General features: G+C 71.0%; 18 protein-coding genes. 9 read left to right on the forward strand and 9 right to left on the reverse strand.

Annotated features, from left to right (window positions below):
• Positions 1-16: 16 nt before the first annotated feature.
• Entirely contained in the window at positions 17-862 is an 846-nt protein-coding gene (prcB, locus tag F9278_RS34515) for a proteasome subunit beta (protein ID WP_152171802.1), read from the reverse strand.
• A 263-nt stretch (positions 863-1125) separates the two neighbouring features.
• Here prcB and F9278_RS34520 point away from each other — a divergent pair, with 263 nt between their 5' ends.
• Entirely contained in the window at positions 1126-1347 is a 222-nt protein-coding gene (locus tag F9278_RS34520; RefSeq protein WP_152171803.1) for an MbtH family NRPS accessory protein, read from the forward strand.
• 29 nt (positions 1348-1376) lie between these two features.
• Here the strand turns inward: F9278_RS34520 and F9278_RS34525 are convergent, their stop codons facing one another.
• From F9278_RS34525 to F9278_RS34555, 7 genes are all read right to left on the reverse strand, one after another.
• A complete protein-coding gene (locus F9278_RS34525) occupies positions 1377-2378 on the reverse strand; it encodes a LysR family transcriptional regulator (protein WP_152171804.1) in 1002 nt (333 codons plus the stop codon).
• A 49-nt stretch (positions 2379-2427) separates the two neighbouring features.
• Positions 2428-4635: an amino acid adenylation domain-containing protein gene (locus F9278_RS34530; RefSeq protein ID WP_152171805.1), complete on the reverse strand. Its 2208-nt coding sequence runs from the start codon at positions 4633-4635 to the stop codon at positions 2428-2430.
• On the reverse strand, positions 4632-6371 hold the full coding sequence (locus F9278_RS34535; protein WP_193241758.1) for an acyl-CoA dehydrogenase family protein: 1740 nt from the start codon (positions 6369-6371) through the stop codon (positions 4632-4634). The genes F9278_RS34530 and F9278_RS34535 overlap by 4 nt, the downstream gene beginning before the upstream one ends.
• The gene (locus tag F9278_RS34540; protein WP_152171807.1) at positions 6355-7116 is read right to left on the reverse strand and encodes a thioesterase II family protein; all 762 of its coding nucleotides are present in this window, start codon (positions 7114-7116) and stop codon (positions 6355-6357) included. The genes F9278_RS34535 and F9278_RS34540 overlap by 17 nt, the downstream gene beginning before the upstream one ends.
• A 17-nt stretch (positions 7117-7133) precedes the next feature.
• On the reverse strand, positions 7134-10091 hold the full coding sequence (locus F9278_RS34545; protein ID WP_152171808.1) for a type I polyketide synthase: 2958 nt from the start codon (positions 10089-10091) through the stop codon (positions 7134-7136).
• A 42-nt stretch (positions 10092-10133) separates the two neighbouring features.
• On the reverse strand, positions 10134-10343 hold the full coding sequence (locus F9278_RS34550) for an MbtH family protein (protein WP_152171809.1): 210 nt from the start codon (positions 10341-10343) through the stop codon (positions 10134-10136).
• Between the two features lie 497 nt (positions 10344-10840).
• Complete coding sequence (locus tag F9278_RS34555; protein WP_193241759.1) at positions 10841-12688, reverse strand: condensation domain-containing protein; 1848 nt, start codon at positions 12686-12688, stop codon at positions 10841-10843.
• A 120-nt stretch (positions 12689-12808) separates the two neighbouring features.
• On the opposite strand from F9278_RS34555, the gene F9278_RS46440 reads away from it, so the two are divergent.
• The 8 genes from F9278_RS46440 to F9278_RS34595 all read left to right on the forward strand — a co-directional run bounded on the left by F9278_RS46440 (position 12809) and on the right by F9278_RS34595 (position 23900).
• Positions 12809-13108: an acyl carrier protein gene (locus tag F9278_RS46440; RefSeq protein ID WP_193241760.1), complete on the forward strand. Its 300-nt coding sequence runs from the start codon at positions 12809-12811 to the stop codon at positions 13106-13108.
• On the forward strand, positions 13105-14640 hold the full coding sequence (locus F9278_RS34565) for an amino acid adenylation domain-containing protein (RefSeq protein ID WP_193241761.1): 1536 nt from the start codon (positions 13105-13107) through the stop codon (positions 14638-14640). The genes F9278_RS46440 and F9278_RS34565 overlap by 4 nt, the downstream gene beginning before the upstream one ends.
• A gap of 207 nt (positions 14641-14847) precedes the next feature.
• The gene (locus F9278_RS34570; RefSeq protein ID WP_152171813.1) at positions 14848-17973 is read left to right on the forward strand and encodes a non-ribosomal peptide synthetase; all 3126 of its coding nucleotides are present in this window, start codon (positions 14848-14850) and stop codon (positions 17971-17973) included.
• Complete coding sequence (locus tag F9278_RS34575; RefSeq protein ID WP_152171814.1) at positions 17970-19157, forward strand: acyl-CoA dehydrogenase family protein; 1188 nt, start codon at positions 17970-17972, stop codon at positions 19155-19157. Before F9278_RS34570 ends, F9278_RS34575 begins: the two co-directional genes overlap by 4 nt.
• A gap of 24 nt (positions 19158-19181) precedes the next feature.
• Positions 19182-20984 (forward strand): non-ribosomal peptide synthetase, encoded by a 1803-nt coding sequence (locus tag F9278_RS34580; RefSeq protein ID WP_152171815.1) that lies wholly within the window; start codon positions 19182-19184, stop codon positions 20982-20984.
• Between the two features lie 38 nt (positions 20985-21022).
• Entirely contained in the window at positions 21023-21274 is a 252-nt protein-coding gene (locus F9278_RS34585; RefSeq protein WP_152171816.1) for a hypothetical protein, read from the forward strand.
• On the forward strand, positions 21268-22575 hold the full coding sequence (locus F9278_RS34590) for an MFS transporter (protein ID WP_226967081.1): 1308 nt from the start codon (positions 21268-21270) through the stop codon (positions 22573-22575). The genes F9278_RS34585 and F9278_RS34590 overlap by 7 nt, the downstream gene beginning before the upstream one ends.
• Entirely contained in the window at positions 22572-23900 is a 1329-nt protein-coding gene (locus F9278_RS34595; RefSeq protein WP_152171817.1) for a condensation domain-containing protein, read from the forward strand. Before F9278_RS34590 ends, F9278_RS34595 begins: the two co-directional genes overlap by 4 nt.
• A 45-nt stretch (positions 23901-23945) precedes the next feature.
• Here F9278_RS34595 and F9278_RS34600 read toward each other — a convergent pair whose 3' ends face one another.
• A complete protein-coding gene (locus F9278_RS34600; RefSeq protein WP_193241762.1) occupies positions 23946-26690 on the reverse strand; it encodes an AAA family ATPase in 2745 nt (914 codons plus the stop codon).
• Between the last annotated feature and the right edge of the window lie 71 nt (positions 26691-26761).

Here is a 26761-nt window from a genome sequence, read left to right on the forward strand (position 1 = left end):
GCCCCGGGGCCGTCGTTCACACCAGCGCGACGGGCCCGTTCGGCTGCCGGTGGCGCTGTTCGGTGATCTCGCGAGCCAACTGCTCCGTCTCCTGCTCCGGCTGCCGCTCGAAACCGTCCTCGGTCAGCAACGAGACGATGGGGTAGATCCGTCGGCTGAGGTCCGGGCCGCCTGTGGCCGAGTCCTCGTCCGCCGCGTCGTACAGCGCCTGGAGCGCGGTCAGAGCCGCGTCCCGCCGTGACATGTCCGGCCTGTACAGCTTCTTCAACGAACCCCGGGCGAACACGGAACCGGAGCCCTCGGCGTAGAAGTCCGTCTTCTCGAAACATCCGCCGGTGATGTCGTAGCCGAAGACACGGCCCTTCCCGGTGTCCGTGTCGTACCCCGCCAGGAGCGGAACCACGGCCAGGCCCTGCATGGCCTGGCCGAGGTTCTGCCGGACCAGGTGGGCCAGCCGGGCCGTCTTCGCGCCGAAGGTCATCGGGACGCCTTCGATCTTCTCGAAGTGGGCCAGTTCGACCTGGTAGAGCTTGACCAGGTCCAGCGCGAGCCCCACCGAGCCCGCGAAGGCGAGGGCGGTGTGGTCGTCCGCCGGGTGGACCTTCTCCAGGTCGCGCTGCGAGATCATGTTGCCCATCGTGGCCCTGCGGTCCCCCGCGATCAGCACACCGTCGGCATAGGTCAGGGCCAGTACGGTGGTGCCGTGCGGAACCTGGTCGGGCATGGCTCGGACCCCTTCGGGAAGAAGCCCCGACGTGCCGAGAAGTTCTGGCCGGTGGATCTGGAGGAAGTCGATGAAGGAGGAGCTTCCCGCCGCGAACAGATCCGCGACCGGCCTGCTCTGACCGTCGTCTCGTGCCATGGATCTCTCCTCGTTCCAGTGACGATCACTGCAAGCTAGCACGACGGGATTGCGGCGCGATTCCCGATCGTGAGCCGAACTCGCCTCTATTTTCAGCCAGTTGATTGAGGGTCCACCGTGTCTCGACGCCGGCCAGATCGATTCATCCTTTCCTGAACATCGAAAAGGCGTGTTTGAAGACGGATTTCCCCTCGTCGAGGATGGAGGGAAGGTGTTCTCGGCCCCACCGGATTCCGGTTATCGAGATGCGCGGAGGAAGGAACATGCAGCCAGAATTGCCCGGACGACCCGTGCCGGTCACCCTGATCGCGAAATCCTCCGACGGCGCCGACAACTGGCAGGTCGTCCTCGACAAGGGCGGCCACCACGTGCTGTGGCGTGCGTTCCTCCGCCTCCCGGTCGGCTGGCGTGTCGTCTTCTCCTCTCCAGCCCGGGAAGCGGCACAGGAGTACATCGAACGACTCCTGCGGTCCCGGGCCGGGTGACGGATTCGTCGCCGGCGGCGGGCGCCTCCTCACACCAGGCCGAGGACACGGTGCGTGTCGGTCTGCTGTGCGAGAGGGAGCGGCACGTCGAGGTCGAGCAGTGGGCGGATCCCCGGCTCGTACACCTGCCGCGCGGTGGCTCGCAGGGCCGCCACGAAACTCTCCGCGCGGCGACTCGGCCGGACACCCGCCATCGTCAGGACTCCGATCGGCAGATCCGGATGATCCCCGGAGACGGGCACCAGCGTGACCCGGCCGCCGTCCAGGGTCTGTGCCGAGTGAGGCTGGTGCGTCAGCGTGAACCCCATGCCGACGCTGACCAGTCCGCGCAGGGACTCAAGTCCTGTCGCGTAGATCACCCGGGGCATGGGGGTCCCGCTCGCCGCGTAGATCCGCCGGATGTGGGCGTCGTGCGCCCCCGTGTGCGGCAGGGCGAGCATCAGCAGCGGCAGATCGGCGAAGTCGGCCAGCGAGGCGCTCGGTTCGCCCGCCAGGGGATGCTCAGCGGAGACGAGGGCGGACAGCGCGGGCCTGGCCAGCTCTGTGAACACCATGTCCTCGGCGGAGGAGAGACGGTACGTCACGACCAGTTCGCACACCCCGTCGCGCAGCAGGTCGTAGGGGGTCTGGGTGTCGTGAACGGTCACGCGCAGCCTGGGGTGCGTCACTTCGGCCCGGGCCAGGGCCCTGGGCATGAGGAACGGCGTGATCACGCAGCAGCATCCGGCGTCGAGGTGTCCCGAGGCCGTTTCCTGGAGGAAGCCGCTGACGTCCTTCAGCTCCTGGGCCTGTCGCAGGATCTTGCGCACGTCCTTCAGGAGCAGCCGCCCGGCCGGCGTCAGCACGACTCCTTTGGCGCGCTGGCGCAGCAGCAACTGGACACCGAGCTGGCGCTCCAGCCGCTGCATGGCGGAGGACACGGCGGACTGGGAGGCGTGCAGCCGCATCGCCGCTTCGGAGATGTTCTCGGTCTCGGCGATGGTGGCGAAGTACAGGAGTTGGGTGAGGCTGAAATCCGGCCGGTTGCTCATACGGGGTTCCTTTGTTTCCGGCAGGCGATGCCGTGACGCCGATGTTCGGTCATGCCGCTGTCCGGGATGCGGGCCGCGGACCCCGGTCGGCCAGAGCCGGCCGGTCGAGCTTGCCCCCCACCGTCCGGGGAAAGACGGACAGCAGGGTGTAGGTCGCGGGCCGCATCCAGTGCGGCAGAAGTCGTTCGGCCCGCTCCCTCACCTGCTCGACCGAACCCGCCTCCGTCATCCGCAGGTAGGCGTCGAGCAGAGAGCCGTCGCCTCGCAGGCGGCGGAGGACCGCGCACTCCAGTACCTGCGGGTGCTCGGCCAGCACGGCCTCGATCTCCCCCAGCTCGACCCGGTAGCCGCGGATCTTCACCTGACGGTCGGCGCGGCCGTGGAACTCCAGGCGGCCGTCGGCCGTCCAGCGGGCGCGATCCCCCGTGCGGTACATCCGTGAGCCGTCACCGGCCCACGGGTCGGGCAGGAAGACGGCCGCCGTGAGGCCGGGCCGCCCCAGATATCCCCGGGCGACGCCGGAGCCGCAGACGTACAGGTCGCCGGTGCGTCCGGCCGGGACGGGGCGCAGCCGGTCGTCCAGCACCCGGACGGTCTGGCCGGGCAGCGGGGCTCCGAGGTGAGTCGGCTCGTCGCCCCGTACCACCACCACGGTGGTGTCGACGGTGGTTTCGGTGGTCCCGTACACGTTGACGGCGTCCAACCGGTCCGCCAGCCCCCCGAGGTGCCGCTGGAGCGTGGGCGAAAGGGGCTCGCCGCCCACCCACAGGCGCAGCCCGCTGCCGGTGCCGAGCAGGGGGCCGAGCCGCGGCAGGACGTATTCCAGGTGCGAAGGGGTGATGTCGAAGTCGGTCAGCCGCTCCTCGGCCACCGCCGTGGCCAGCCGCTTCGGATCCAGCCGTACGGCGTCGTCGAACAGGACAAGGGTGTCCCCCCGCACGACGCGGATCCACTGCTGCACCGAAGCGTCGAACGACGGACTCGCGTTCCACCCCACGCGACCGGTTCCCGCGCGGATCGTGCCCGACTCCTCCAGCCCCGCCAGCAGCGCGGCCAGGGAGGCATGCGAGACCTGTACTCCCTTGGGGCGTCCGGTGGAGCCGGAGGTGTAGATGACGTAGGCGCACTGCCCCGGGTCCACCGGGCCGCAGGGGGACGTGGGCGCCGCCAGGTCCTGAGCACCCTCGTCCCCGTGCAGGTGCACGACCTCGACGTCCTCGCCGCGGACACCGTCCGGCAGGACGCCCTGGCCGGTCACCAGGATTCCGGCATCGCTGTCGCCCACCATGTACGCCAGCCGGTCCACGGGGTAAGCCGGGTCCAGGGGGAGATAGGCCGCGCCGGCGCGCAGTACGCCGAGAATCGCCACCACCAGGTCGGCCGAGCGGGGCAGGCAGACGGCGACCACCGACTCGGGACCCGCTCCGGCCGAGACCAGCCGCCGGGCCAGGAACTCCGCCCGCAGGTTCAGCTCCGCATAGGACAGGGCCGTGCCCCTGTCGACGACGGCCACGGCCCGGGGCCGCTCCCGAACCGTCGCGGCAAAGCGTTCCAGCACGGTCGCCGGGCGCGTCCTCAGCGGTGCTCCCACACCCAGGTCGGCGAGGTGGGCGCCGTCCCGCTCCTCCTGGAGGGGCAGTTCCTCCAGCATCGCGTCCGGGAGTTCGCAGACGTGGCGCAGCAGCAGGCGGTAGCGCCGGGCCAGGCCCCGCATGGTCGACTTCTCGAACGCGGCCTCCGCGTAACGCACGCGGAAGCCGAGGCTGCCGTCGTCGCGTGGCACGTAGGTGAGGGCGAGGTCGTGTTCCGTGGCCCCGAAGGGCGTACCGCCCCGGGCGAGGACCACCTCCGCCGGTTCGGGTCCCTCCGTCTGCCCGGCGACGGGCGGCCTGGCCGGGGTCGTCTCCAGTGAACTCCGGGTCTCCCTCAGCAGACTCCGGAAGGACTCGGTCCGCGACACACGGGCCGTCACCGGCCCGTCGGGTGTCCGGACGGTGAACTCCGACCGGCCCGACCAGCGAGCCAGCTGCGCGACGTAGACCGCGTGCAGGGCCGCGTGCAGGGTCGCCCCCGACGCGGCCGCCGTCTTCTCCAGCGCGCCGACTTCCTCGGCGGGCACCTCGAAGGCGAGCCACCGCTCGGCCGGTGGAACGGTCGTGTGCCGCCGGCGGGTCGGACGGAGTGCCGTGCCGGTGGGGTCGAGGAGGTGGGAGGAGGCCTCGTCACGTGTACTGAGGGTGACATCCGGATCGATCACAGCGAGACTCCTTGCCGGCGGTGGGCCCCCCGCCCGGTACGGGGAACGGTGGTGATGACGTCCCCGAGCAGTTCCTCGTGCCCTCGCCCGGCCAGCCAGCGCCCGGCCACATCGGCGTACTGCTCGTCGTAGCCGTCGTCGAGTTCTTCCCAGAACCCGGTCAGACGGTGCCTGGCCGCGGCGCAGTGGATGTCCACCAGTTCCCGGGTACCGGAGGCGCCCGTGGTGTCCTCGGCGGCCGAGCGGGCGAGAGCGGTGCTCATGGTGAGCAGTTCGGCGGCGATGCGGTGCAGAGTGAGTACGGTGTGCTGCTGCTGGAAACCGTCCGCTTGGTCCGGGTGACGGTCGGTCAGCGTCTGGCACGCCCAGGCCAGTGCCGCCGCCTGCGCGGTGACGTACTCGACGTGCCCGGCGTTCACGCCGCCGAGGATCGCCGCGAGGCGCTGCCCGGCCTCGGCGGCGTTCCCCGCAGGGGCCTGCCGGTAGGTGCGGGCGTAATAGCAGTCGGTGAGGCGGAGCTGCCCGGCGAGGAGGTCCACCAAGTAGTCGACACCACCGGAGATCCGCAGGCCCCGGGCGTCCCGGTGGAAACGTTCCAGCGGCAGGGGCCGGGCGCCCCGCCGGGCCTTGCTGTCGGCTGTCTCGTAGCCCTCGCCGCCGAGCAGCCCCATCGTCCGCTCCAGGACCCGCCAGCAGGTCTCGGAGGCGACGTTCTTCAGCATCGCGTGCTCGTGCAGCGGATCGGTGTCCTGACTCAGCAGGGTCCAGCGGACCAGGCTCTCGGCGGCGTAGGTGTCGGCCATCGACAGCGCGATGATCCGCTGGATCTCGGGAAACGCCCCGAGCGGACGGCCGTCTATGGTCCGTCGGCCGGTGAACTCGCGTGACCACTCCAGACACAGGCGCGCGATGGCCAGGGACGGCGGTACCACGCTCAGGGTCCGGGCCAGATAGATGAACTCCTTCACCTCGCGGGCGAGGCGTCCCAGTTCCGCGCCGCCGAGCATCCGGGAGGCGGGCACCTCGACGTCCGTGAGCCGCACATGGCCGATGGGGGCGCCCCTCAGGCCCATGAAGTCCTGCTGTCCGACGACCTCCAGGCCCGGCGTCGTGGTGTCCACGAAGAACGACACACTCCGCGGTCCCTCGACCGTGTGCAGGGTCGCGGTGACGTCGAGGAGGTCCGCGATCACCGCGTTGCCGATGAACACCTTCTCGCCGTTCAACCTGTACCCGCCGCCGCTTGCCAGCGGCGTCGCCACTGTCGTCTGACGGCTGTTGCCCGCCCCGGCCGGCTCGGTGTCGGCCCGGCCGGAGACATTGCCGGCCGCGACGTGGTCGCGCAGCACCTCGCGCAGCGGACCGTCCAACGGCATCCGGAGATACGCGCCGGCTCCGAACCCGTTCCCGATGCCCATGACGTTCGCGACCGGCAGTGACCAGCTCGCGGCCGTCTCGATCAGCCTGAAGGTGTTGTAGGGGGACAGCCCCCGTCCGCCGTCCTCGCTCGCGACCATCAAGCGCAGGCAGCCTCGGGCCCGCAGTTCCTCCACCACCCCCTTCGGCAGTTCGCGCGAGAGGTCGGTCCCGGTCGGGTCCACGCGCTCGTGGAGGAATCGGGTGAACTCGGCGACCGCCTCGCCTCCGACGCGCCGGTCGCCCTCCTCCTGCTGTGGGAAGGCGGCGAGCAGATCCCAGCGCACCGTGCCGAGAAAAAGCTCATTGCTCAGGCTCACGCGGGGCGTCGAGACGTCGGCGGACGGTGTCGCGGATGATGCCGAGAAGTTCTTCACGCTGTCCCCTCAGATAAAAGTGGTCGCCGGGCAGCACATGGGTGCTCAGCGGGTACGTGGTGTGTTCGGTCCAGCCCCTGAGGAACTCGGTCTCGGTGTCCGACGCGCCGCCCAGCGCGACCACCGGAAGGTTCAGGGGGAGACCCGGCGCGTGCTGGTAGGTGTCGAGGATCCGGGCGTCGGCGCGCAGCAGCCGCACGATGATCTCCCGCAACTCGGGATCGTCCAGGACCTCGGTGGGCAGAGGGCCGAACGCCTCGACGGTACGCAGCAGCCGGACGTCGTCCAGGTGATGGGTGGGCGGGGTGTGCGGCTGGAGGTGGGGGGCTCCCATGGCCGACGCGAAGAGCACCTCCGGCTGCGGGCGCCCGCGGTCGCGCAGGGCCCGGGCCGCCTCGTACGCCGTGAGGGCGCCCAGGCTGTGCCCGAAGAACACGAACGGTGCCTCGAAAACCACCTCGTCCAGGATCGCGTCGACCAGCGTGCCCATGTCGTCGTACGGCGGTTCGTCGATACGCGCGCCCCGGCCGGGGCCCTGGACGCCCAGCACCTCGATACCGGGCAGATGGTCGACCCACCTCATGTACTCGCTGGGGGAGGCGCCGCTGTGCGGGAAGCAGTACAGCCGCACAGCGGCCTCGGCACCGGGTTTTCTGCGCAGCAGCCAGCGCGATGCTCGGTCGGACATCGAATGACTTCCTTCACTCACTCTTCGGGCAGGAGATGGGGCAGCAGACGCGAGACGCTGGGGGCCAGAAGGATCGTGCGCACGGTGACCTTCACGCCGAACTCCCGTTGGACCAGCGACGCCAGGCGGGTGGCGATCAGCGAGTCGCCGCCGGCTTCGAAGAAGTCGTCGTCGGGCCCGATCCCGTCCAGTCCCAGCACGTCGCAGAACGCCTTCGCCAGTCGGGCTGACCCGTCACGCTCGTGGCCGGGAACACCGACCGGGGCCGGGTCGGCATCCTGGTCCAGGAGCGCGGCCGGCGGCTCGGCGTCCCGGAGGGCGGCCACCTGCGCCAGGGATTCGGGTACGGCCGGGCCGGGGGCGTAGCGCCGACGCTGGAACGGATAGGTGGGCAGGGCCGTCCGGCACCGTGCCGACGGGTGCATCCGCTCCCACGCCAGGTCGAAGCCGTGCCGCCAGAGTTCACCTGCGGTGTCCAGGACCGCGGTGTGCGCCGAGGTCCCCTCGACGGCGTGCGGCAGGCTCGACAGCACTCGATGGTCGTCCGACGCACTGCGATGGCGGCGGGTGAGGGTGGCCAGGGTGTGCCCGGGCCCTACCTCCAGCAGCACACCGGGCTCCTTGAGAGCCGTCTCCAGCGCCTGGTCGAAGCGGACCGTGTGCCGCAGGTGCCCGGTCCAGTACCCCGGGTCGCGCACCTCGTCCGCCGTCACGGGCCGGCCGTGGCTGTCCGAGATCCACGGCACGGCGGGGTCGTACACGCGCACGGCCCGTACCCGGGCGTCGAACTCCTCGAGCACCGCCTCGACCAGACCGGAGTGGGCCGCGCTGGAGATACGTAGCCGACGTGTGTCGACGTCGCGCCCCGCGAGTTCCTCGCGGAAGGCTTCCGTCGCCTCGGCGGGGCCGGACACCACGCACTGGGAAGCGCCGTTGACCGCCGCGATGGACAGCCCGTCCGTCAGGAGGGGGCCGAGTTCGGCGGGGGAGAGGGCGACCGCGAGCATGGCTCCGGCGGGCAGACCGCCGAGCAGTCTGCCTCGTTCGACCACCAGCGCCAGTGCGTCGTCCACGGTGAGGACGCCCGCGGTGCACGCTGCGGTGTAGGCCCCGAGGCTGTGACCGAGCACCCGGGTGGGGGAGATCCCGAGGGACTGCCACAGCCCGGCCAGCGAGTACTCCAGGGTGAACAGCACCGGCTGGGCCAGTTCCATCGTCTCCAGCTGCTCGCGGACGGTTTCCAGCCGCCGGGGGTCGTCCACGTCGGTGAGCAGGGCGGTGCGCACGGCCGTACCGAGTTCCGCGCCGAGGACGGCGGTGCAGATGTCGACCCGTTCCCGGAAGGCGGCGGACCACGCGTAGAGCTCTCTGCCCATGCCGGGATGCTGGCCACCCTGCCCGGGGAAAAGGAACGTCACCTCGGACGGGGCGGTGCGCCGCGGGCCTCGGCCGGCCGCCCTGCGCAGCAGTCGAGCCGCGCCGGCGGGCTCCTCGCCGACCACGTGCAGCCGGTGGCCGTGCGCGGTTCGGGCGCTCTGCAGGGTCCACGCCACATCCGCGAGGGGGACCTCCGGGCGTTGCGCGAGATGGTCAGCCAGACGCTCGGCGGAGGCGGCCAGCCCTTGCGAGCTGGGCGCGGAGAGGACCAGCAGCTGGGGCAGCGCCTCACCGGCCCGGGCGGGCGGGGCGGCGGGCGGCGGGGGCTGCTCCACGACCACGTGCGCGTTGGTGCCGCCGATGCCCAGGGAGTTGACACCCGCCCGGCGCGGAGTGTCCGTCCGCGGCCAGGGCGTCGGCCTGTCGTTCAGCACGAACGGCCCGGAGGCGAGGTCGATCTCCTTGTTGGGTGTCGTGAAGTGCAGGCTGGCCGGGATGATGCCGTGTTCCACGGCAAGGACCGTCTTGATCAGGCCGATGACCCCGGAGGCGGTGTCGGTGTGCCCGATGTTCGACTTGACGGACCCGATCCGACAGAACCCCACGCGGTCGGTGTCGGCACGGAACGCGTTGGTGAGCGCGCTGATCTCGATCGGGTCGCCCATGGGGGTCCCGGTGCCGTGGGTCTCCACGTATCCCACGGTGCCCATGTCCACGCCGGCCACCGCGTAGGCCGTGCGGATGGCGGTGGTCTGCCCTGCCACGCTCGGCGCGGTGAACCCGACCTTGTCGATGCCGTCGTTGTTGACGGCCGAGCCCCGGATGACGGCGTGGACGTGATCACCGTCGGTCAGCGCGTCGGACAGCCGCTTGAGCAGCACCACACCCGCGCCGTCCGCGGCCACCGTGCCCCGGGCATCGGCGTCGAACGGACGGCAGTAACCGTCGGGGGAGAAGATGCCGTCCTCCGGTGGGATCACCACGGGGTGTGGCGTGCGCAGGCTGATGCCTCCGGCCAGTGCGAGAGAGCAGTCGCCGGCCAGCAGCGCCTGGACGGCGAGGTGCACGGCGACCAGGGAGGTCGAGCAGGCGGTCTGCACGGTGACGGCGGGGCCGGTGAGCCCGAGCTTGTAGGCGGCCCTGGTGGTGAGGAAGTCGACGCCGGTGGCGAGTTGGAGGTGCCAGTCGGGGACGACCCCCGCCACGGCCGGATCGGCCCGCAACTGCTCCACGTAGGAGGAGGCGCCGGATCCCGCGTACACGCCGATCGGGCCCGGCTGCCCGGCCGGTACGCAGCCACCGCGTTCCAGGGCCTCCGCGCAGCATTCGAGGAAGACACGCTGCTGCGGGTCCAGCAGCAGCGCTTCGGCGGGGGAGTAGCCGAAGAAGGCGGCGTCGAACCATTCCGCTTCGGGAACGATGCCGTAGGCGGGTACGGCCCGACCGTCACCGGCCTCGGGGAAACGGGTGATCAGGTCACGGCCCGTCAGGAGGTGCTCCCAGAACTCCGCGGTGTCCGCGGTGCCGGGATAACGTCCGGCCATGCCAATGACCGCGACTGCGGCGCTGCCGTCGCCGAGGTCGTCCGTGAAGCTCATGATGGCCCTTCTGCCAGGGGTGGGGGAAAGGGACGCGGGTGATCAGCCGGCGGACCGGCCGGTCGCCTGCCGCAGGCGCCGGGGGCGCATATCGGTCCAGACAGCCTCGATGTACTCCAGGCAGTCCTCCCGGGCCCCCTGCTTCGGCTCCCCCACCCAGCCCGGCGGCAGCGGTGTGCCGGCGGGCCAGATCGAGTACTGGCCCTCGTTGTTGCGTACGACGACGAACTCTTCGGAGGTCTCGAAGGGCATGGTCGTTCCCTGCCTTTCCTGGTGGGTCGCTCAGGCCATCGGTGGGGTGGGGTGGGGTGGGGTCGTGCGGGGGTTCCGGGTGGGGGTTCCGGGTGGGGCTTGTCCCGGGGCAGCCGCCCGACGGCTCAGGGAGATCGGCCGCCCCGGACGCGGGCCTGTGTGGCGCCGCACCGAACGGGGCGCAGACCGGCCCCGCTGGGCCTTTCCGGTCACGGCACCAGCACCGGCCCTGACCGCGGCGGAGGCCGCGTGGACGCGGACCGCGCCGGCCGGGAAGCTCGCCGAGGCCGTCCCGAGCCTGCCCGTCAAGGGTTCCGGCCCCGGCGCCCCTTGCGTCGCCGCGCGACTCCGTGCCGATTTCCGGACCTGCCACGACCGCATACGCGTGGGGGGCGAGCGGCACAAGCAGGCCCTGGTCCCGTGACGGACGGTGCCACCAGGCCGTACCACCGGTCGCAGCGGTGGCTCGACAACAACATGGGGAATCTCCTTGCTCGTTACTCGGGCGAGGTGTCGTGGGCCGAGCGGGCCGCCGTACGCGCTTCCCGGCGCCGCTGGATGGTCCGGGCGCGCGCCACACGGTCCTGGCCCGCCCGTGGCACGGGGGAGGGGGATCCGGACTGCCCGGTTCCGGACAGGTGCGCGCTGAGTGCGGTGATGGTCGGGTGCTCGTAGAACGCGACCATCGGCAGGTCCCGGTCGAGCCGTCGTTCCAGCCGTGCGTGGACGGCGGCGAGTGCCAGGGACTGGCCGCCGACATCGAAGAAGTTGTCTCGGACGGTGACGCGGTCGTTCTTGAGCACGTCCCGCCACAGTCCGAGGAGCACGTCTTCCAGTTCCAGTCGCGGCGTCGGGGGGACGGCGTGAGGTGCCGGGGAATCGGTCGTAGCTGTCGGGGGTACGGCGTCGGACGTGCGCGGTACGGCCGAGGCCGGCGGGAGGGCCGCGTCGGGTGCCGTCCGGTCGGGGAGTGTCCCGGCCAGTGCCGCACCGGGCGCGGCCGTCAGTGTGGCCAGCGCGTCGCGGTACCGCTCGGCGAGCCGGCGCGCCCAGTCGGGGTCGACGGTCCGCGGGTCGTAGGTCAGGGAGATCTGGTGTCCCTCGTCGGCGCCGGGGTCGACCGCCATGCCGAGGGCGAACTTGGCGGTCGTCGGTGTCAGGGTGACCGGTTCCGCCACCAGCCCGGTGAGCACGGGCGGGGCCGGGGGCGCCGCCGGGGCGGCGAAGACCGTCTGGACCAGTGGGGTGCTCCCCACCTCGCGGGCCGGGCGGACGGCCTCGACGATCGCCTCGAAGGGCACCTGGTCGTGGGCGAAGGCGTCCCAGGCGGACTCGCGGACCTGGGCGACCAGCTCGGTGAAGCTGTGTGCCTGGCCGACGTCCACCCGGATGGGCACCGTATCGACGAACAAGCCGATCAGATCGTGCAGGTCGTGGCGCGGCCGACCGGCGACCTGGGTGCCGACCAGCAGACTGCTCATCCCCGTGTGCCGGGCGAGCACCAGGGCGTAGCCGGCGAGCAGTACGAGGAACGGGGTGGCCGACATGCTCCGGGCGAGCGCCGAGACCGCCGCCGTGGTCGTCCGCGGCAACGCCAACACCACCTGCGCGCCCCGCTCCGTCGCGCTGTCCTCCCCGGCCTCGCGGTGCGGCAGACAGAGGGAGACGGGCGCGCCGTCGAGGCGCTCGCGCCACCAGTCGAGGTGCCGGTCGAGCCGCCCGTCCGCGAGCCGAAGGCGCTGCCGACGGGCGTGGTCGGTGTACCGCACGGCGGGCCCGGACAACCCGGTGACCGCCTCTCCCGTCTCTCCCGTCTCTCCCGTCTCTCCCGTCTCTCCCGTCTCTCCCGGATTCCTCGGCTCGTAATAGTGCTCCAGTTCCCGGAACAGTACGTCGGTCGACCATCCGTCGAAGACCGCGTGGTGGAAACAGAAGCACAGCAGATGTTCTTCCGCTGTGATGCGCACCAGTCGCAGCCGCAGCAGCGGCCCCTTCTCCAGGTCGAAGGGAAGCGCCGCCCATTCCGTCACACTCGCCTGAGCGAAGGTCTGGCGCTCACCGGCAGGAACCGACGTCAGGTCGATGAATTCCAGGGGAATGAAGGAGATTTCTGATACATGCTGCAGAGGGACCCCTTCCGCGTTTGCGACAAAAGTCGTCCGGAGGGTGTCATGGCGTTCCACGATGCGTTGCACGGCGCTTCTCAGTGCTTCCGCGTGGACCTCACCAAAAAGCCGCAGCACCACATCGAAATTGTAAGCGGAGTCGCCCGGATGCAACCGGTCGAGGAACCACAGTTTCTGCTGGGCGAATGAGAGCTCGGTGTTCGCGTGCAATTCTGGCACGCCGCCTCCCGTTGTCGTGTGATTATGGACAGCATCCGACGGGCGCTCGCCGGGTGTCAAGGAATTCGGTATCCACCTTTTCTATACAATAGATAAAAGTGCCATTGCTAGCCTGGTCGCGTGACTCAAATTTCAGAGCAGAATCTTGCTTCGGGCGACACCGTCGACCCTGTTCTCCAGGCCATCTGGGCCGAAGCGCTGGGTCTCGTGGACATCGGTCCGAACGACGACTTTCTCCGGCTGGGCGGTCACTCACTGCTGGCCATGCGGATAGCCGCCGAGGTGAGCGAGACCTTCGGCATCGAACTGCCCATGACCGCGGTCTTCCGCTATCCGACCCTCGCCGAGTTCGAGGTCGCCGTGCAGAGCGTGGTGAGCGAATACTCGCACTCGCCCCGCTTCGACCGGGGGCAGGAGTGACGGCCGAGCGCGGGCCGCGGGCCGTGATCCACCGCCGCTTCGAGGCGCGGGCGGAGCGGTTCCCACGGGCCACCGCACTGGAGTCGGCCGACACCCGGATCACCTACGCGGAGGCCAACCGGCGGGCCAACCGCCTGGCCCACCGGCTGCACGCCCTCGGTGTGGGCGGCGAACAGCGCGTCGCGCTGCTGCTGGAGCCGTCGTTCGACTACGTGCTCGCCGCCCTGGCGGTACTGAAGGCCGGCGGCTGCTACGTGCCCCTGGACATCGGGCATCCGCCCGCCCGGCTGGCGGCGGTCCTGGCGGACACCGAGGCGACGGTGGTGATCACGCGCGGCGATCTGGCGGCGCGGGCGGCAGGCCACGGCGCCCGCACCGTCCTCCTGGACGACGCGTCCGAGCCGTCCACGACCGGGCACGACGGCAACCTGGACGTCCCCGTCCGGTCCGACCACCTGGCGTACGTCGTGCACACCTCCGGGTCGAGCGGACGGCCCAAAGGGGTCATGGTCCCTCACGGCGGCGTGGTGCGGCTCGTCCAGGACCCGGACTGGATCCGGCTGGGGCCGGGCGAGGTGATCCCCCTGCTGACGTCCGTCTGCTTCGACGTCTCGATGTTCGAGATGTGGGGGGCGCTGCTCAACGGCGGCTGTCTCGTGCTCGCCCCGGGCGCCACCGCCTCCCTGCGCGCCCTGGGCAGGGTCGTCGCCGACCACGGCGTCACGACGATGTGGCTCACCGCCGGACTCTTCCACACCGTCGTCGACGAGGGGGTCGAACTCCTGACCGGTGTGCGTCAGCTCCTCGCGGGTGGGGAGGCTCCGTCGGCGGAGCACGTGCGCAAGCTGCTGGACGCCCATCCGGGCATACGGTTCGTCAACGGCTACGGCCCCACCGAGGCGACCGTCTTCGCCGCCACGCATACCGTCGTCCCGCCCTGGCGGGCACAGGAGTCGGTGCCCATCGGCAAGGCCGTGGGCGGCACCGATCTCCATGTCCTGGACGACGCGCTGCAACCCCTCCCCGCAGGGGAACCCGGCCAGCTGTTCATCGGCGGGGCCGGGCTGGCCCGCGGCTATCTGAACCGCCCGGGCCTCACCGCCGAGCGGTTCCTCCCTCACCCCTACGGCGCAGCCGGTGAGCGGCTGTACGTCACCGGCGACCGGTGTGTGCGCCTGCTCGACGGCACGATCCGGTACCTCGGCCGGATCGACCGACAGGTCAAGGTCCGTGGCTTCCGCGTCGAACTCGGCGAGATCGAGGCCACGGTGCGGCGCCACCCCGCGGTGAGGGACGTGACGGTGACGGCGCACGGCGACAGCCCGGAAAGCCGCGTTCTCATCGCCTACCCGGTGCTGGCCCCCTCCCGGACGCCGGACGCGGACCAGGCGCTGGCCGAGGTGCGCTCCTGGCTGGGGGAGCAGCTCCCCGCGCACATGATCCCAGGTGTCTGGCGGGTGCTCGGGAGGCTGCCTCTGACCTCGAACGGCAAGGTCGACCGGCGTCGGCTGCCGGAGCCGTTCGCCGCCTGAGAAGGCCGGTGCCCGCCGCTTCCGGCCGACGCCGAACCCCGCACATGCTGCTCCGTCCCATTTTCTCGACCGCGAATCTCGACAGCGAATGGGGGCGCCTGATCCGGTATCCGGCGCGGGAGTCGGCCGGATTCAGGTAAGACCCTTCGATCGCAAGCATTGTGACTCGGCACATTCTGACGAGATGCCCTCACCAGGAGTGTTCTTGTGTTCAGTCTCTCCCCCTCCCAGGAAATCGTGTGGCTGCACGAACAACTGCTTCCCGGCAGCCGCAGCTACAACTTCACGGCCGTCCTCGACCTGCGCGGCACGCTCGACGTCGGCGCTCTGAAGGCAGCCCTCACCCAGGTCATGGCCCATCATCCGGGACTGCGGCTGGAGTTGGTGCCGCAGGTCGGCTCCCCTCCCGGCCAACGCGTCCGGGAGGGAGCGGAACCAAGGCTGCGCACCTCCGACCTGTCCGGCGAAGCCGATCCCGAAGAAGCGTTCCAGCGTCTTCTGCGCCAGGAAGCGGAGGAGCCCATCGACACCGAACAGGCGCCGATGCTGCGCTGGCACCTGGTCGGCATGGGCGAACGGTTCCACCGCCTCGTCCAGGTAGAACATCACCTGACCCACGACGGCAAGTCGTTCGCGATTCTGCTGCACGACCTTTTCACCGCTTATGCGGCCCAGTTGCGCGGGCTCTCCCACGAACCGGCTCCCACCCGGTCCTACGAGGAATTCGTCCGCACGGCCTCCGACACGGGCGACGACGCCGAGCGAAGCAGCCTGGAACACTGGCTCGAAGAACTCCGGGGTGTTGCCCTGAACACCGCTCTGCCCGGGCTCACCAAACCCGGCGCGCAACGCCGGCACCGGGGTCGGCAGGTGCGACAGTTCATCGACGGGGAGTCCGCCGAGCGGCTGCGCAACCACTGCCGCAGCAGCGGCCACACCCCGTTCAGCACGCTCCTCACCCTCTTCGGTGAACTGCTGCGCCGGCACAGCGGACAGCGCGACATGGTGATCGGCACCGCCGTCGGCAACCGGCCGCCGGGTTTTGAACGGACCATCGGCATGTTCGTGAACACCATCCCCCTGAGGGTGAGCCCGCCGGCCGGGGCGGACGGTGTCACGGCCGTGGACGAGGTCACCGACACACTGCTGCGGGCCCTCCCCCACCAGCACGTCCCCGTACAGGAGCTGACCAGGGTTCTGGGCCTCCACACCAGCGGCGCGGACAACCCCCTGTTCAACGTCATGTTCAGCGCGCACGATGCGCCACTGCCGCAACTCGACATCCCCGGCCTGGACGTGTCGCTGTTCGAAGGGTTCAACACGGGAACCACCCGCTTCGATCTGGACGTGGTGCTGCTGCCCGACGCCCGCAGGGTCGTCGGAGCCCGAAACGGCCCGGCGGGAATGACCCTGATCTGGGACTACGACGCCGACCTGTTCCCCGGCGCGGCCATCGATCTGCTGATGGACCGGTACCTGGACCTCCTCGGAGCCTACCTGGCCCGGCCCACCGGCGCGCTGCACAGTCTCGCCATCCCGTCGGCCCCGGCGCCGCTCGCCGCACCGCGGGAGACGGATGCGCTTGACCCGCTCACCGCCCACGACCCCGCGTCGCCGGCGCTGATCACCAGCGACGGCACCCTGACCCACGGCGAACTCGACCAGCGGGTGTCGGCACTCGTGACCCGCCTGCACGACGCCGGCGTCACCGGCGGCCAACCCGTCGCCGCAGTCCTGCCCCGCGGCGTCGACAGCATCGTCGCGCTGCTGGCCTGTCTGCGCTCCGGAGCGGTGTACGCACCTCTCTCGCCCCGGGATCCCGCCCACCGGCTCGGCTCGCTGCTGGACCGGCTGAGCCCCGCCCTGGTGCTCGCCACCCGGGAAAGCTCCCTCGCCCTGCCCGCCGACCGCACCGCCGCACTCCTGGACGGGCCCCGCTTTCCGGCGGCAGCACCCGCCGAGCCCCTGAAGGACGCCGCCTACCTCATCCACACCTCGGGGTCGACCGGCGTGCCCAAGGCCGTCGTGGTCGGCCGCCCCGCCCTGCACAGCTACGTCGACACGATCACTCGCCGCTACCGGCTGAACTCGCGCGACAAGGTGCTGCTGTTCGCCCAGCCCTCCTTCGACGTCGCGCTCGAAGAGGTGCTCCCCGCCCTGGCGGCCGGGGCCGCCCTGGTGGTCCCGCAGCGTGAGATCCCCACCGGTCCCGAACTCGTCGCGGTCCTGGCCCTGCGCGGCGTCACGGTCGCCAACCTGCCCACCAACTACTTCCTCGCCGCCCGGGAACCGCTGCGCGAGGCCTTGCGAGACGGCCGCTGGTCGCCGCGGCTGATCGTGCTCGGCGGCGAGCGACTGCCCGCCAGGATCCTGAGCGGCATCCTCGACGACACCGAGGCCGCCGTGCTCAACGCCTACGGGGTCACCGAGGCCACCATCACCTCCACAGTCCACGACATCACCGAGCGGGACCTCGCAGCCGAGGGCGACATCCCGCTCGGCACCGAGTTGCCCGGCGTACAGGTGCATGTGCTGGACGACGCGCTCATGCCCCTGCCCGTCGGTGCGGTCGGCCAACTCGCCATCGCCGGAGAGACGCTGGCCGACGGCTACCTCGGCGCGGCCGACACGACCGGGGCACGGTTCGTGCGCCCGGCCGTACTCGACGGGCAGCGGGTCTATCTCACCGGCGACCGCGGCTACCGCGATCTCGACGGCAGGCTCTTCTTCCTCGGCCGCCAGGACAATCAGGTCAAACTGCGGGGCCATCGCATTGAACTGGAAGAGATAGAGGCAGCCGCGGCCGCCGTACTCGACGGCCGGCCCTGCTCGGTGATCCTCGACCCTGGCGGAGAACACGGTCCACGCCTGATCGGGTTCGTCCAGAGCACGAGGCAGCCCGACCACAACGAGCTGACCGCCGCGCTCACCCGGACCCTGCCCAGCGCCCTGCTCCCCAGCAAATGGTTCGCGCTGACCGAGATCCCGGTCGGGAACGCCGGCAAGCCGGACCGGGCCGCGCTCGCGGTCGTCGTGGCGGAGCGGGAATCGACCGAGACCCGACAGGCGCACAGCGCCGCCGACTTCTCCGACCCCGGACAGGCACTACTGGCCCGTGCCTGGCAGGAAGTGCTGGGTCACCGGCGCTTCTCGGCGGACTCGCACTTCTTCGAGGTCGGCGGCCACTCACTGCTGGCCGCTCAGCTCGCCGCCCGGCTGGAACTCCACCTGGACAGCCGACCCCCGCTGCGCACGTTCTTCCAGCACCCCGTGCTGGCCGACCAGGCGCGCGTCCTGGACCTCGCCCCAGCCGCGCGGGCAGGGCAGCCGTGACCGTCGCGGCGAGCGACGCCGCTCCCTCCAGCGTCCTCGAACGCGACCACCTGGATCTGGTGCGCTCGTTCGAGACCTTCATCCGGCGCGAACTGGCGCCCCTGGCGAACGACCTGCCGGAGACGCGCGACATCCCGCCCGCCGACCTCCGCACGTATGTACGCAAGCGCTCCGCCGCGCTCGGGTTCTACGCCGGCGAGTACCCGGAGGAACTCGGCGGCTCGGACATGCCGTTGACCGCCGTGGTCGAACTGCATCATGCCGCGGGCCGCAGTGGCTGCTCGCTGGCCCCCTACGCGCTGGGCGGTTCCGACGGTCCCAGCCCGCTGCTGCGACACGGCACAGACGAACAGATCGCGCGCTACCTCGTGCCGCTGGTCCGCGGCGAGCTCGTCCGCTGCTTCGCGTTGACCGAACCACAGGCCGGATCGGACGCCTTCCGGCTGGCCGCGGTGGCGACCCGGGACGCGGACGGCTGGGTCCTCAACGGCAGGAAGACCTTCGTCAGCAACGCCGACCGGGCCGACATCGCCCTGGTCGTCACCGCCACGGACCTCGGGGACGGCCGGGCCACGGGTTCCACCGCTTTCGTCGTCCCCATGGACCGGCCGGGGCTACGCATCGGGCAGCGCTACGAGGGGATGTCCGGCGAGCCCATGTTCGAACTGCTGCTGGACAACGTCCGCATCGGCCCGGAGGCGGTGATCGGTGGGGAGCACGGCATCGGAGCGGCCACGGCACTCGCGATCGACAGCCTCTCACGGGGCCGGTTGATTGTGGCCGCCCAGTGCAACGGCATCGCCGAACACGCCCTGCGGCTGGGCCTGGAGTACGCCCGCGAGCGGACGGCGTTCGGCGAACGGATCGGCGGATACCAGCACATCCAGGAACATCTGGTGAGCAGCCACGCCGAGGTCGAGAGCTCGAAACTGCTCACACTCGCCTCGGCCCGGTTGCTCGACAGCGGCATGGAAGCGCCGCAGAACGCGGCCCTCGCCAAGCTGACCGCCTCCCAGACCGCCCTGCGGGTCGTGGACCGCTCGCTCCAGATCCACGGAGCGACAGGCTGGGTACGGGGCCACCCGCTGGAGTTCCTTTACCGCCATGTCCGCATGATGACGATCATCGAGGGGACCTCCGAGGTCCAGAAGGTGATCGTCGCCAAGTCCTTGGGCCTGTACTGACCGGCGACACCGTCAGGAGACGACATGACCACAACCTCCCCCGCCGAGCCCAGTGTTCTCGCCGCCGACGCACCGCGCGAGGACCGGGTGCACGAACTCTTCCGCGACTGGGCACTGCGCACCCCGGACGCCCCCGCGGTGATCGACGGCGAACACTGCTCGACCTACGCCGAACTCGACCTCCTGGCCGACGAGACAGCGCGCGTCCTGGCCGACCGGGTCCGCCCGGGCGACCTCGTGGGCGTGTGCCTGGACCGCTCGGTGGAGCTGGTCGCCGTCGCGCTGGCAGTCGCACGGCTGGGCGCCGTATACCTGCCCTTCGGACCCGACGCCGGTGAGCAGCGGATCCGCACGGCAGCCCGTAGCCTGCGCCTGCGCTGCATCGTCGCCGCTCCCGAACACCTGCCTGTCGAACACCGGTCGGCGCAGCGCCTGCGCCTGCCCCTCCCGGGCACCAGCGTTGTCGCGTCCGTCCACGCCCCCGCCGCCGATGCCTTCGCGACACCGGTGGGCACCTACTACGCGGTGCTCACCTCCGGTTCGACCGGTGAGCCGAAGGCGGTCGCGGTGGGGAAGGCGTCGCTCGGCTCCCTCGTCCACTGGTACCGCGAACTGACGGACCTGGGACCGGACGACCGCCACAGCTTCCTGATGAACGTCGCCTTTGACGCCCACCTGATGGAGATGTGGGCGACGCTCACTGCCGGCGCCGCGCTGAGCGTGAGCCCGAGAGAGGTCCGCTGGGACACCGGCACGCTCACCGACTGGTGGCGCGATGCCGGCGTCACCGTCGGCTTCCTGCCCACACCACTGGCCGAGCCCGTCCTCGACCGGCCGTGGCCGGCCGGACTCGTCCTGCGCCACCTCGGCATCGGCGGAGACCGCCTGCGCCGCAGGCCCGGACCGGACGTGACCGCGCGGGTGTACAACGCCTACGGTCCGGCCGAGGCCACCGTCGTGACCACCGCGTACCCGCTCGCACCGGCGGAGGCGGACAGCGGGGGAGACCCGGCCATCGGTCTCCCGCTGCCGGGCGCCACAGTCCTCGTCACCGACGGGACAGGCCGCCCCGTGCCCCGGGGCCTGCCCGGTGAACTCCGCATCGGAGGACACTGCCTGGCCCTGGGGTACTTCGACCCGGAGCTGACCGGCCGACGGTTCGTCACCGCCCCGGACACCGGCCGCGTGTACCGCACGGGCGACCAGGTGGTGATGCGGCCGGACGGAGTGCTGGACTTCCTGGGACGCCTCGACGGCCAGGTCAAGGTGGGCGGCGTACGAACCGAACTCGCCGAGGTCGAGCGGGTGCTGGAACGCCGGCCCGGAGTCCGCCGCGCGGTCGTGGCCGTGCACCGGGACGCCGACGACGCCGTGCTGGTGGCCTTCCTGGAGACCACCGCGGGTGCCGAGCCCCCGACCCCCTCAGAACTGCGCGGCCACGTGCGTGCCTGGCTGCCCGAGCAATCCTGCCCGGTGGCCTTCCACCCGGTCGACCGGTTTCCGCTGAACCCCAACGGCAAGATCGACAGGGACGCTCTGCTGGCCCGGTACGGCGCACGCTCCGCGCAACGGCCTGCCGAGGTGAGCGAGGACCGCACCCCGATCGAGGGTGACGTGCTGCGCCTGTGCCGGGACATCCTCGGCGACTCCGGCGTCGGTCTGCACGACAACTTCGTCGAGTCCGGCGGCAATTCACTGGGCGGAGCCCGACTGATCGCCGCGTTGGAACAGCGGTACGAGGTACGGCTGCGGGCCCACGAACTGCTCCGGCAGCCCGATCTCCGCGGCATAGCCACACTGGTCGCGAGCCGCTCGGCAACGCGATGATGCGGATCCCCACGTGCCGGATGCCCGATCGGGCCGAGATGCCCGACACAGGTGAACGCGGCATCGGCGGTACCGAGCACCGGATCAGGCCGGCCACGCTCCTGCCCGGCGCACCTGAACTGCCCCGGGTCGGCCACCTCTTCCGTCGCACGCGTTCCCCGTTTGTGGCGGAACTCGCCACCGAGCCGGGCGACGAACCGCGCCGGCCCGCGCTGAGCAAGCCGCGCGACCGCACGGACCGGCACGGGGTGCGGCTACGCCCCCTCTCCCTCGCGGAGTGCCGGTGCTGACCGTGAACACCCGGCGGCGCCCGCGGCATGCGCCCCTCACGGGTCATCGTGACTTCCGGCTCTTCCTGCTCGGCTACGCCGCGAGCAAGACCGGAAGCCAGGTCACACTCCTCGCCCTGCCGCTGGCTGCCGCACTGCAACTGGACGCCTCGGCGTTCGATCTCGGACTGCTGACGGTGGTGGAGACCGCCGCCATGCTGATCGCCGGTCTGCCGGCCGGCGCGTGGGTGGACAAGGTGCGCAGGCTGCCGGTACTCGTCCAGGCCGACCTGCTGCGCTTCGCGGTCATCGGCTCCTTGCCGGTGGCCGCCTGCATGGACCGGCTGACGCTGGCGCACCTGTACCTGGCCGCCGCGGTCACCGGCGCCGCGACGGTCCTCTCCGACATCGCGAGCCAGTCGTTCCTGCCCGGCCTGCTGCCCCGCGACCGGCTGATCGCCGGCAACGGGGCGGTGGCGACGGTGCAGTCCTCCGCGGAGGTCGTGGGACCTGGGATCGGCGGTGGACTCGTCCAGGCGATGGGGGCGCCCCTGGCCCTTGTCGCGGACGCGATCAGCTACCTCGTCTCAGCCGTGCTGCTCCTGGGCATCCGCTTCCGCGAGGCCGCGCCCGCGCCGACCGCGGACCGTACGTTCGGCAAGGACATCCTCAAGGGAGTCGGCTTCGTCCTCGGGCATCCCGAGCTTCGGGCGATAGCGGTCACCACCGGCACGTCCAACCTCTTCACCGCCTTCCTCTTCTCCGTGCAGACGGCCTTCTGGACCAGGGATCTCGCCCTGTCACCGCTGGAGATCGGACTGGTCCTCTCCGCCTCGGCCGTCGGCGGGCTCGCCGGCGCGCTGCTCGCGGGGCGCATGGCCCGGCGCGTCGGCCAGGTGCGGCTGATCCTGCTGTCGGTGACGGTGACTTCCCCGTTCGCGCTCCTGTGGCCACTGTCCGCCGGTCCGTCGGCCCCGTACACGTTCGCGACAGGACTCGCCGTCGTCTGGTCCGGCGCGGTCACGTACAACGTCGCGCAGCTCACCTTCCGGCAGCTGGTCTGCCCCACCGAGCTGCTGGGGCGTATGAACGCCACCATGCGCTTCCTGGCGCTCGGCGTCATGCCGCTGGGTGCCCTGGCCGGCGGAGCGCTCGCGTCCGGGTGGGGGCCGAGGGCGGCGCTGTGGGTCTGCGCGGCCGGTTTCCTCTGCCTGCCGCTGCTGGTGCTGTCCTCCCCGCTGCGCAAGCGAACGACGGGGCCGGCCGACGTGGCCGGTCCCGTGACCGGAGATCCCGATCACGGAAAGGCCCGTTCCACGTGAGCGTCAGCATCACCGAGAGCTACCTGACGCGGTACCGGAGCGTCGTGGCGACGACGGCCGACCCCGCCGGCATCTATCCGCTCACCGGGGCGCAACGCCGGTTCCTGCTCGCGCGCGCTCTCGATCCGCTGCGCCGCCCGGATCTCGCGCCGCTGTTCTTCCACCTCCCGCGGGGCACCGTGGATCTGCCGAGACTGCGACGCGCCGCTGTCGGCTTCGCTCGACGGCACACGGTGTTGTGCGGCCGGGCCCGCCTCGTCAAAGGCATTCCCGTGCTCCGGACCGGCGAGCCCGCTGTCGAGGTCCGGCGCGTGCCGGTGCCGGCCGGGACCGCGCAGGACGCCCTGCGCGCGGAACTCGGCGCCGCGCCGGCGTACGGTCCGGCCCTGCGCCTGCTGCTGGCGTGCGGCCCCGACGAGGAACAGGAGCTGCTGGCCGTCGTACTCGACCATCTGGCCTGTGACGAACAGTCACTCGGTGCCGTCGTCGCAGGGATCTCCCGCGCCTACGACGCCGCCCAAGACGGCGACGGGCCGTGGCCCGAGGCCGACGACGGCGCCGCCTACCGGGAGGCGGTGCACCACCAGCTCAGGGCCGAGCACGCGGCGTCCGCCGAGGCGTCTCTGGCCTACTGGGGAGCACGGTTGAGCGACCTGAGCGGTCTCCGGGAACCGGCCGAACCACCACCGTGCCCCACGGACGACGAGGAACCGGAGAAAGGCATGCTCGTCCACCGGCTGCCCGCCGTCCCTCCGAAGCACCGCCACATTCTCTTCCCGGCCCTGCTCGACGCCGGGTCCACCGCCTTGCGCGTCTGCTCCGGTGCCGGACAGACACCCGCTCTCGGCTACCCGTGGGGCGGCCGTCCCACGAGCGCGCCGGACATCATGGGTTGTTTCATCAACACCCTGGTCCACCCCGCCGCGACCGGGCCCGCGCGCATCGAGGACACCGCAGCCGCCTGGTGGGACGACCTGGACCGGGCCGGCACCCCCTACGACGAGGTGGTGCGCGCCGTGCGGCTCGCCGGAGGGAACTGGTCCGGAACGTTGCACGGCATCCTCACCTTCGAGGACCTCGGCCGTCGACCGGGCCTGCGGCTGGCCGGGGTGACCGGCCGCGAGACCCACCTCGCCGTACCACTGCGGTACGCGGCGCCGGTCGCCATGGCCGCCTCACATGGTGAGGACCTGAAGGTGCGCCTGGTCTGGGAGCGCTCCGGGGCTGCGGACGATCTGGCACGGGACGCCTTCGGCGTACTGCTCCACACCCTGCGCCGCCACCTCTACGCCCTACCGCCGACCCGGGACACCTCGACACCGTGAGTTCCCTTGCCTGTTCGCGCGTGTTCCGGGGGCCGGTGCACGCGGTCAGCCCGCCAGGTCCGCCAGTACCGAGGGCAGTTCGGCGCGCGTGACCTTGAGTCTGCGGTAGACATTGGTCAGATGCTGTTCCACCGTGCTCACTGTGACGTACAGCCGTCTCCCGATCTCCCTGTTGGTGTAACCACGTGCGGCCAGTTCGATGACCCGCTGCTCCGCCCTGCTGATCACGGTCTCGGACCCGGCCGGTGCCGGATCGGCCTCCAGCCCCCAGACGTGCTGCCCCAGGGCGGCCCCCAGCACGGAGGCCAACGGGCGCGCCTGGCACCGCTGGGCGAGATCCCACGCACGACGGCCGATCAGCCGGGCCAGACGCAACTCCCCCAGATCACGGTGGGTCCTGGTGAGATCGGTCAGCGTACGGGCCAGTTCGTACCTGTCGCCGGAGCCTTCCAGCAGTTCCACAGAGCGGTGAAGTGCCTCGGGGCGCCGCTGCACGGGCAAGGTCGACGAGAGGATCCGCATCGCCACGCCATGTGTCCGTTGCGCCGTGGTTCCGCAACGGGACAGTTGCTCCTGCAGGAGTTTCCGCGCGGCGTCCAAGTCTCCCGTATCCACCAAGGCCTCGGCGCAGTCGTTGCGCCAGGCGATGAACCCGGGTGCGTCCAGGCCCCATTGGACGATGTGGTCGCCACAAGAGCGGAAGTCGCTCAGCGCGGCGTCCGGATTGCCCATGGCGAGATGGTGACGGCCTCTGGCCTGGAGGTACTGCAGGCCGTAGCGGCTCTGCCACATGATGTCCGGTACGGGGACGGCGAGTTGTCGTCCGGCATCCTCGTAGCTGCCCATGGCTGTCAGTCCCGTCACCAGACCGGCCAGCATCGTTCCGACGCGGGCTCCCCAGCCGCCCGCCGGGATGATGTTCAGGGCCAGCCGCGCCTGCCGCTCCGCTTCGGCGAGATCACCCTGCCGGAAACTGATCTCGGTCCAGATGCTCCGCAACCGGGCCTCCCGGCTGGGTGAATGGCGTGCCACGGCCTCTTCCACCAGCGTCTCGCACCAGAGTTCCGCGCGGTCAGGGTGTTCCCCGTAGACAAGTGCGAGCAGTGCCGACTCCATGCTGTCCATGTCTGTCTCGTCCATCCGCGTCCTGCGCAGTACACGTTCGGTCTGCGTCAGCACTCGTTCGGCCGGTTCCCCGCTCAGTACGGCCTCCAGGGCACCGACGGCCTCGATCCGGTGGGCCGCTGCCGGAGGCTCAAGAGCCCTGCCGCCTGCCTCCGGGGCGGGCTTCGGTACGTGTTCGAGCAGAGGTGTGTACGTGCAGCGCAGCCAGAGCCGGATGGCCTGCACCTGAGCCGCGAGCCCCGGGCCCTGGAGCGCAGGAGAGGCTCCAAGCGCCACGAGCACGTCCCGGGCGTCGTCGAACTTTCCATGCCACAGCAATGCCTTGATCAACACCACGGCGTCGTCGGGCCGCAGGAGACCTTCCCGATGCGCGGCGAGGAGGCTGCCGAGGTGCGGCGCGGCCACCCTGGGATCGATCCGCCACTCTGCCCTGACCAACGAGGTTCGCAGCTGGGCGATCCGCCGTTCGTCGGAACAGGTCGTGCAGGCCAGCTTGAGGTAGTCCACCGCGCGCTCGACGCTGCCCTCCGCCACGGCCTGCGCCGCGCCCTGCTCCAGCACCGGAACCATCCAGGGCGCGTCAGCACTGCGTGCGAGTGTCAGGTGCTCGGCGACGACGACTGCGGGCGCTCCGCTCAGATAGGTGAGCTCCGCTGCCGCGGCGTGCAGTTCACCTCGTCGGCGAGGGCCGATGTCCTTGAGAACGGCGGCCCTGGCCGCCGGATGGCGGAATTCCCCGGCGCTGAGGAGTCCGGTCACGGTCAGGTCGTCCAGTGCCTCGGCGACGCTGTCACCGTCGAGGCCCAGCAATCGGTCCACGCCATCGGCTGAACGGAGCACGGCCAGCCCCTGGGCCACCGACAGCGTCCGCGAACCACTCCTGTGCAGAAGGGAGACCACGGCCTTCCCGTATCCGTCCGCCACCGCCGCGTCGAAGGACGCGGCGGTGGCCGGCTGGTCGGCGAGCAGGCCTTCGAGGAGGTGTGGGTTACCGCCGGTGACGGCCAGGCAGCCGGCGGCGATCCGGTGGGCGGTCTCGCCGCCCAACCGCGCCGCGACCGCCTTCGTTACACCGGCGCGGGTGAGCGGGAGGATCCGAAGGGTGCAGTTGCCCGGTCGGCGCAGCAGATCCAGCCGGAACGCCGTGTGCCGGTGTGCGGCCTGCTCCGAGTGGCTGAAGCAGGCCATGACACGGGCCGTGCGGATACGCCGTGTCAGATAGGACAGGCATGCCAGGCTCGGCGGGTCGGCATGATGGGCGTCGTCGACGACGATGACGAGCGGCTGCTTCTCCGCCAGAGTCAGCAGCACCGAGTACAGGCTCCGCAGAGCCTGCACGGACACCGGCGCGGAGGGTTCGGGGCCGTGGTCCGCCGCGGACGAGAACAGCGCATCGGTTCTGCGGCGTTCCTCGGCGACAAGCGGTGCCTCCTCCAGTAACTGGCTCATGACGCCCAGCGGAATGTGGTTCTCCGACTCGGTGGCCGACGCCACCAGCACCAGGGCGCCCTGCCCGGTGGCCTGATCGGCGAAGGCGTCGAGCAGCGCGCTCTTGCCCAGGGCCGCACCGCCTTCCACCAGGGCGGTCCGGCCGTGGCCACGCTCGGCATCGGCCAGCATCGTGGCCAGCAGAGCCAACGGCTCGTCGAGATCGGCCAGTTGCATGCTCGTCCTTCCTTCGATCACGTTCACGTTCCGCATCAGCGGGTGTTCCCGGTCTCCTGGACACCTGCTAC

Origin of the sequence: Streptomyces phaeolivaceus, assembly GCF_009184865.1 — a bacterium.
GTDB lineage: Bacteria > Actinomycetota > Actinomycetes > Streptomycetales > Streptomycetaceae > Streptomyces > Streptomyces phaeolivaceus.

Coding starts and splice junctions, on each gene's coding strand:
- F9278_RS34585 (WP_152171816.1), top strand. CDS start 21,023: ATGCCCGACACAGGTGAACGCGGCATCGGCGGTACCGAGCACCGGATC.
- F9278_RS34580 (WP_152171815.1), top strand. CDS start 19,182: ATGACCACAACCTCCCCCGCCGAGCCCAGTGTTCTCGCCGCCGACGCA.
- F9278_RS34540 (WP_152171807.1), bottom strand. CDS start 7,116: ATGTCCGACCGAGCATCGCGCTGGCTGCTGCGCAGAAAACCCGGTGCC.
- F9278_RS34520 (WP_152171803.1), top strand. CDS start 1,126: ATGCAGCCAGAATTGCCCGGACGACCCGTGCCGGTCACCCTGATCGCG.
- F9278_RS34600 (WP_193241762.1), bottom strand. CDS start 26,690: ATGCAACTGGCCGATCTCGACGAGCCGTTGGCTCTGCTGGCCACGATG.
- prcB (WP_152171802.1), bottom strand. CDS start 862: ATGGCACGAGACGACGGTCAGAGCAGGCCGGTCGCGGATCTGTTCGCG.
- F9278_RS34545 (WP_152171808.1), bottom strand. CDS start 10,091: ATGAGCTTCACGGACGACCTCGGCGACGGCAGCGCCGCAGTCGCGGTC.
- F9278_RS34525 (WP_152171804.1), bottom strand. CDS start 2,378: ATGAGCAACCGGCCGGATTTCAGCCTCACCCAACTCCTGTACTTCGCC.
- F9278_RS34550 (WP_152171809.1), bottom strand. CDS start 10,343: ATGCCCTTCGAGACCTCCGAAGAGTTCGTCGTCGTACGCAACAACGAG.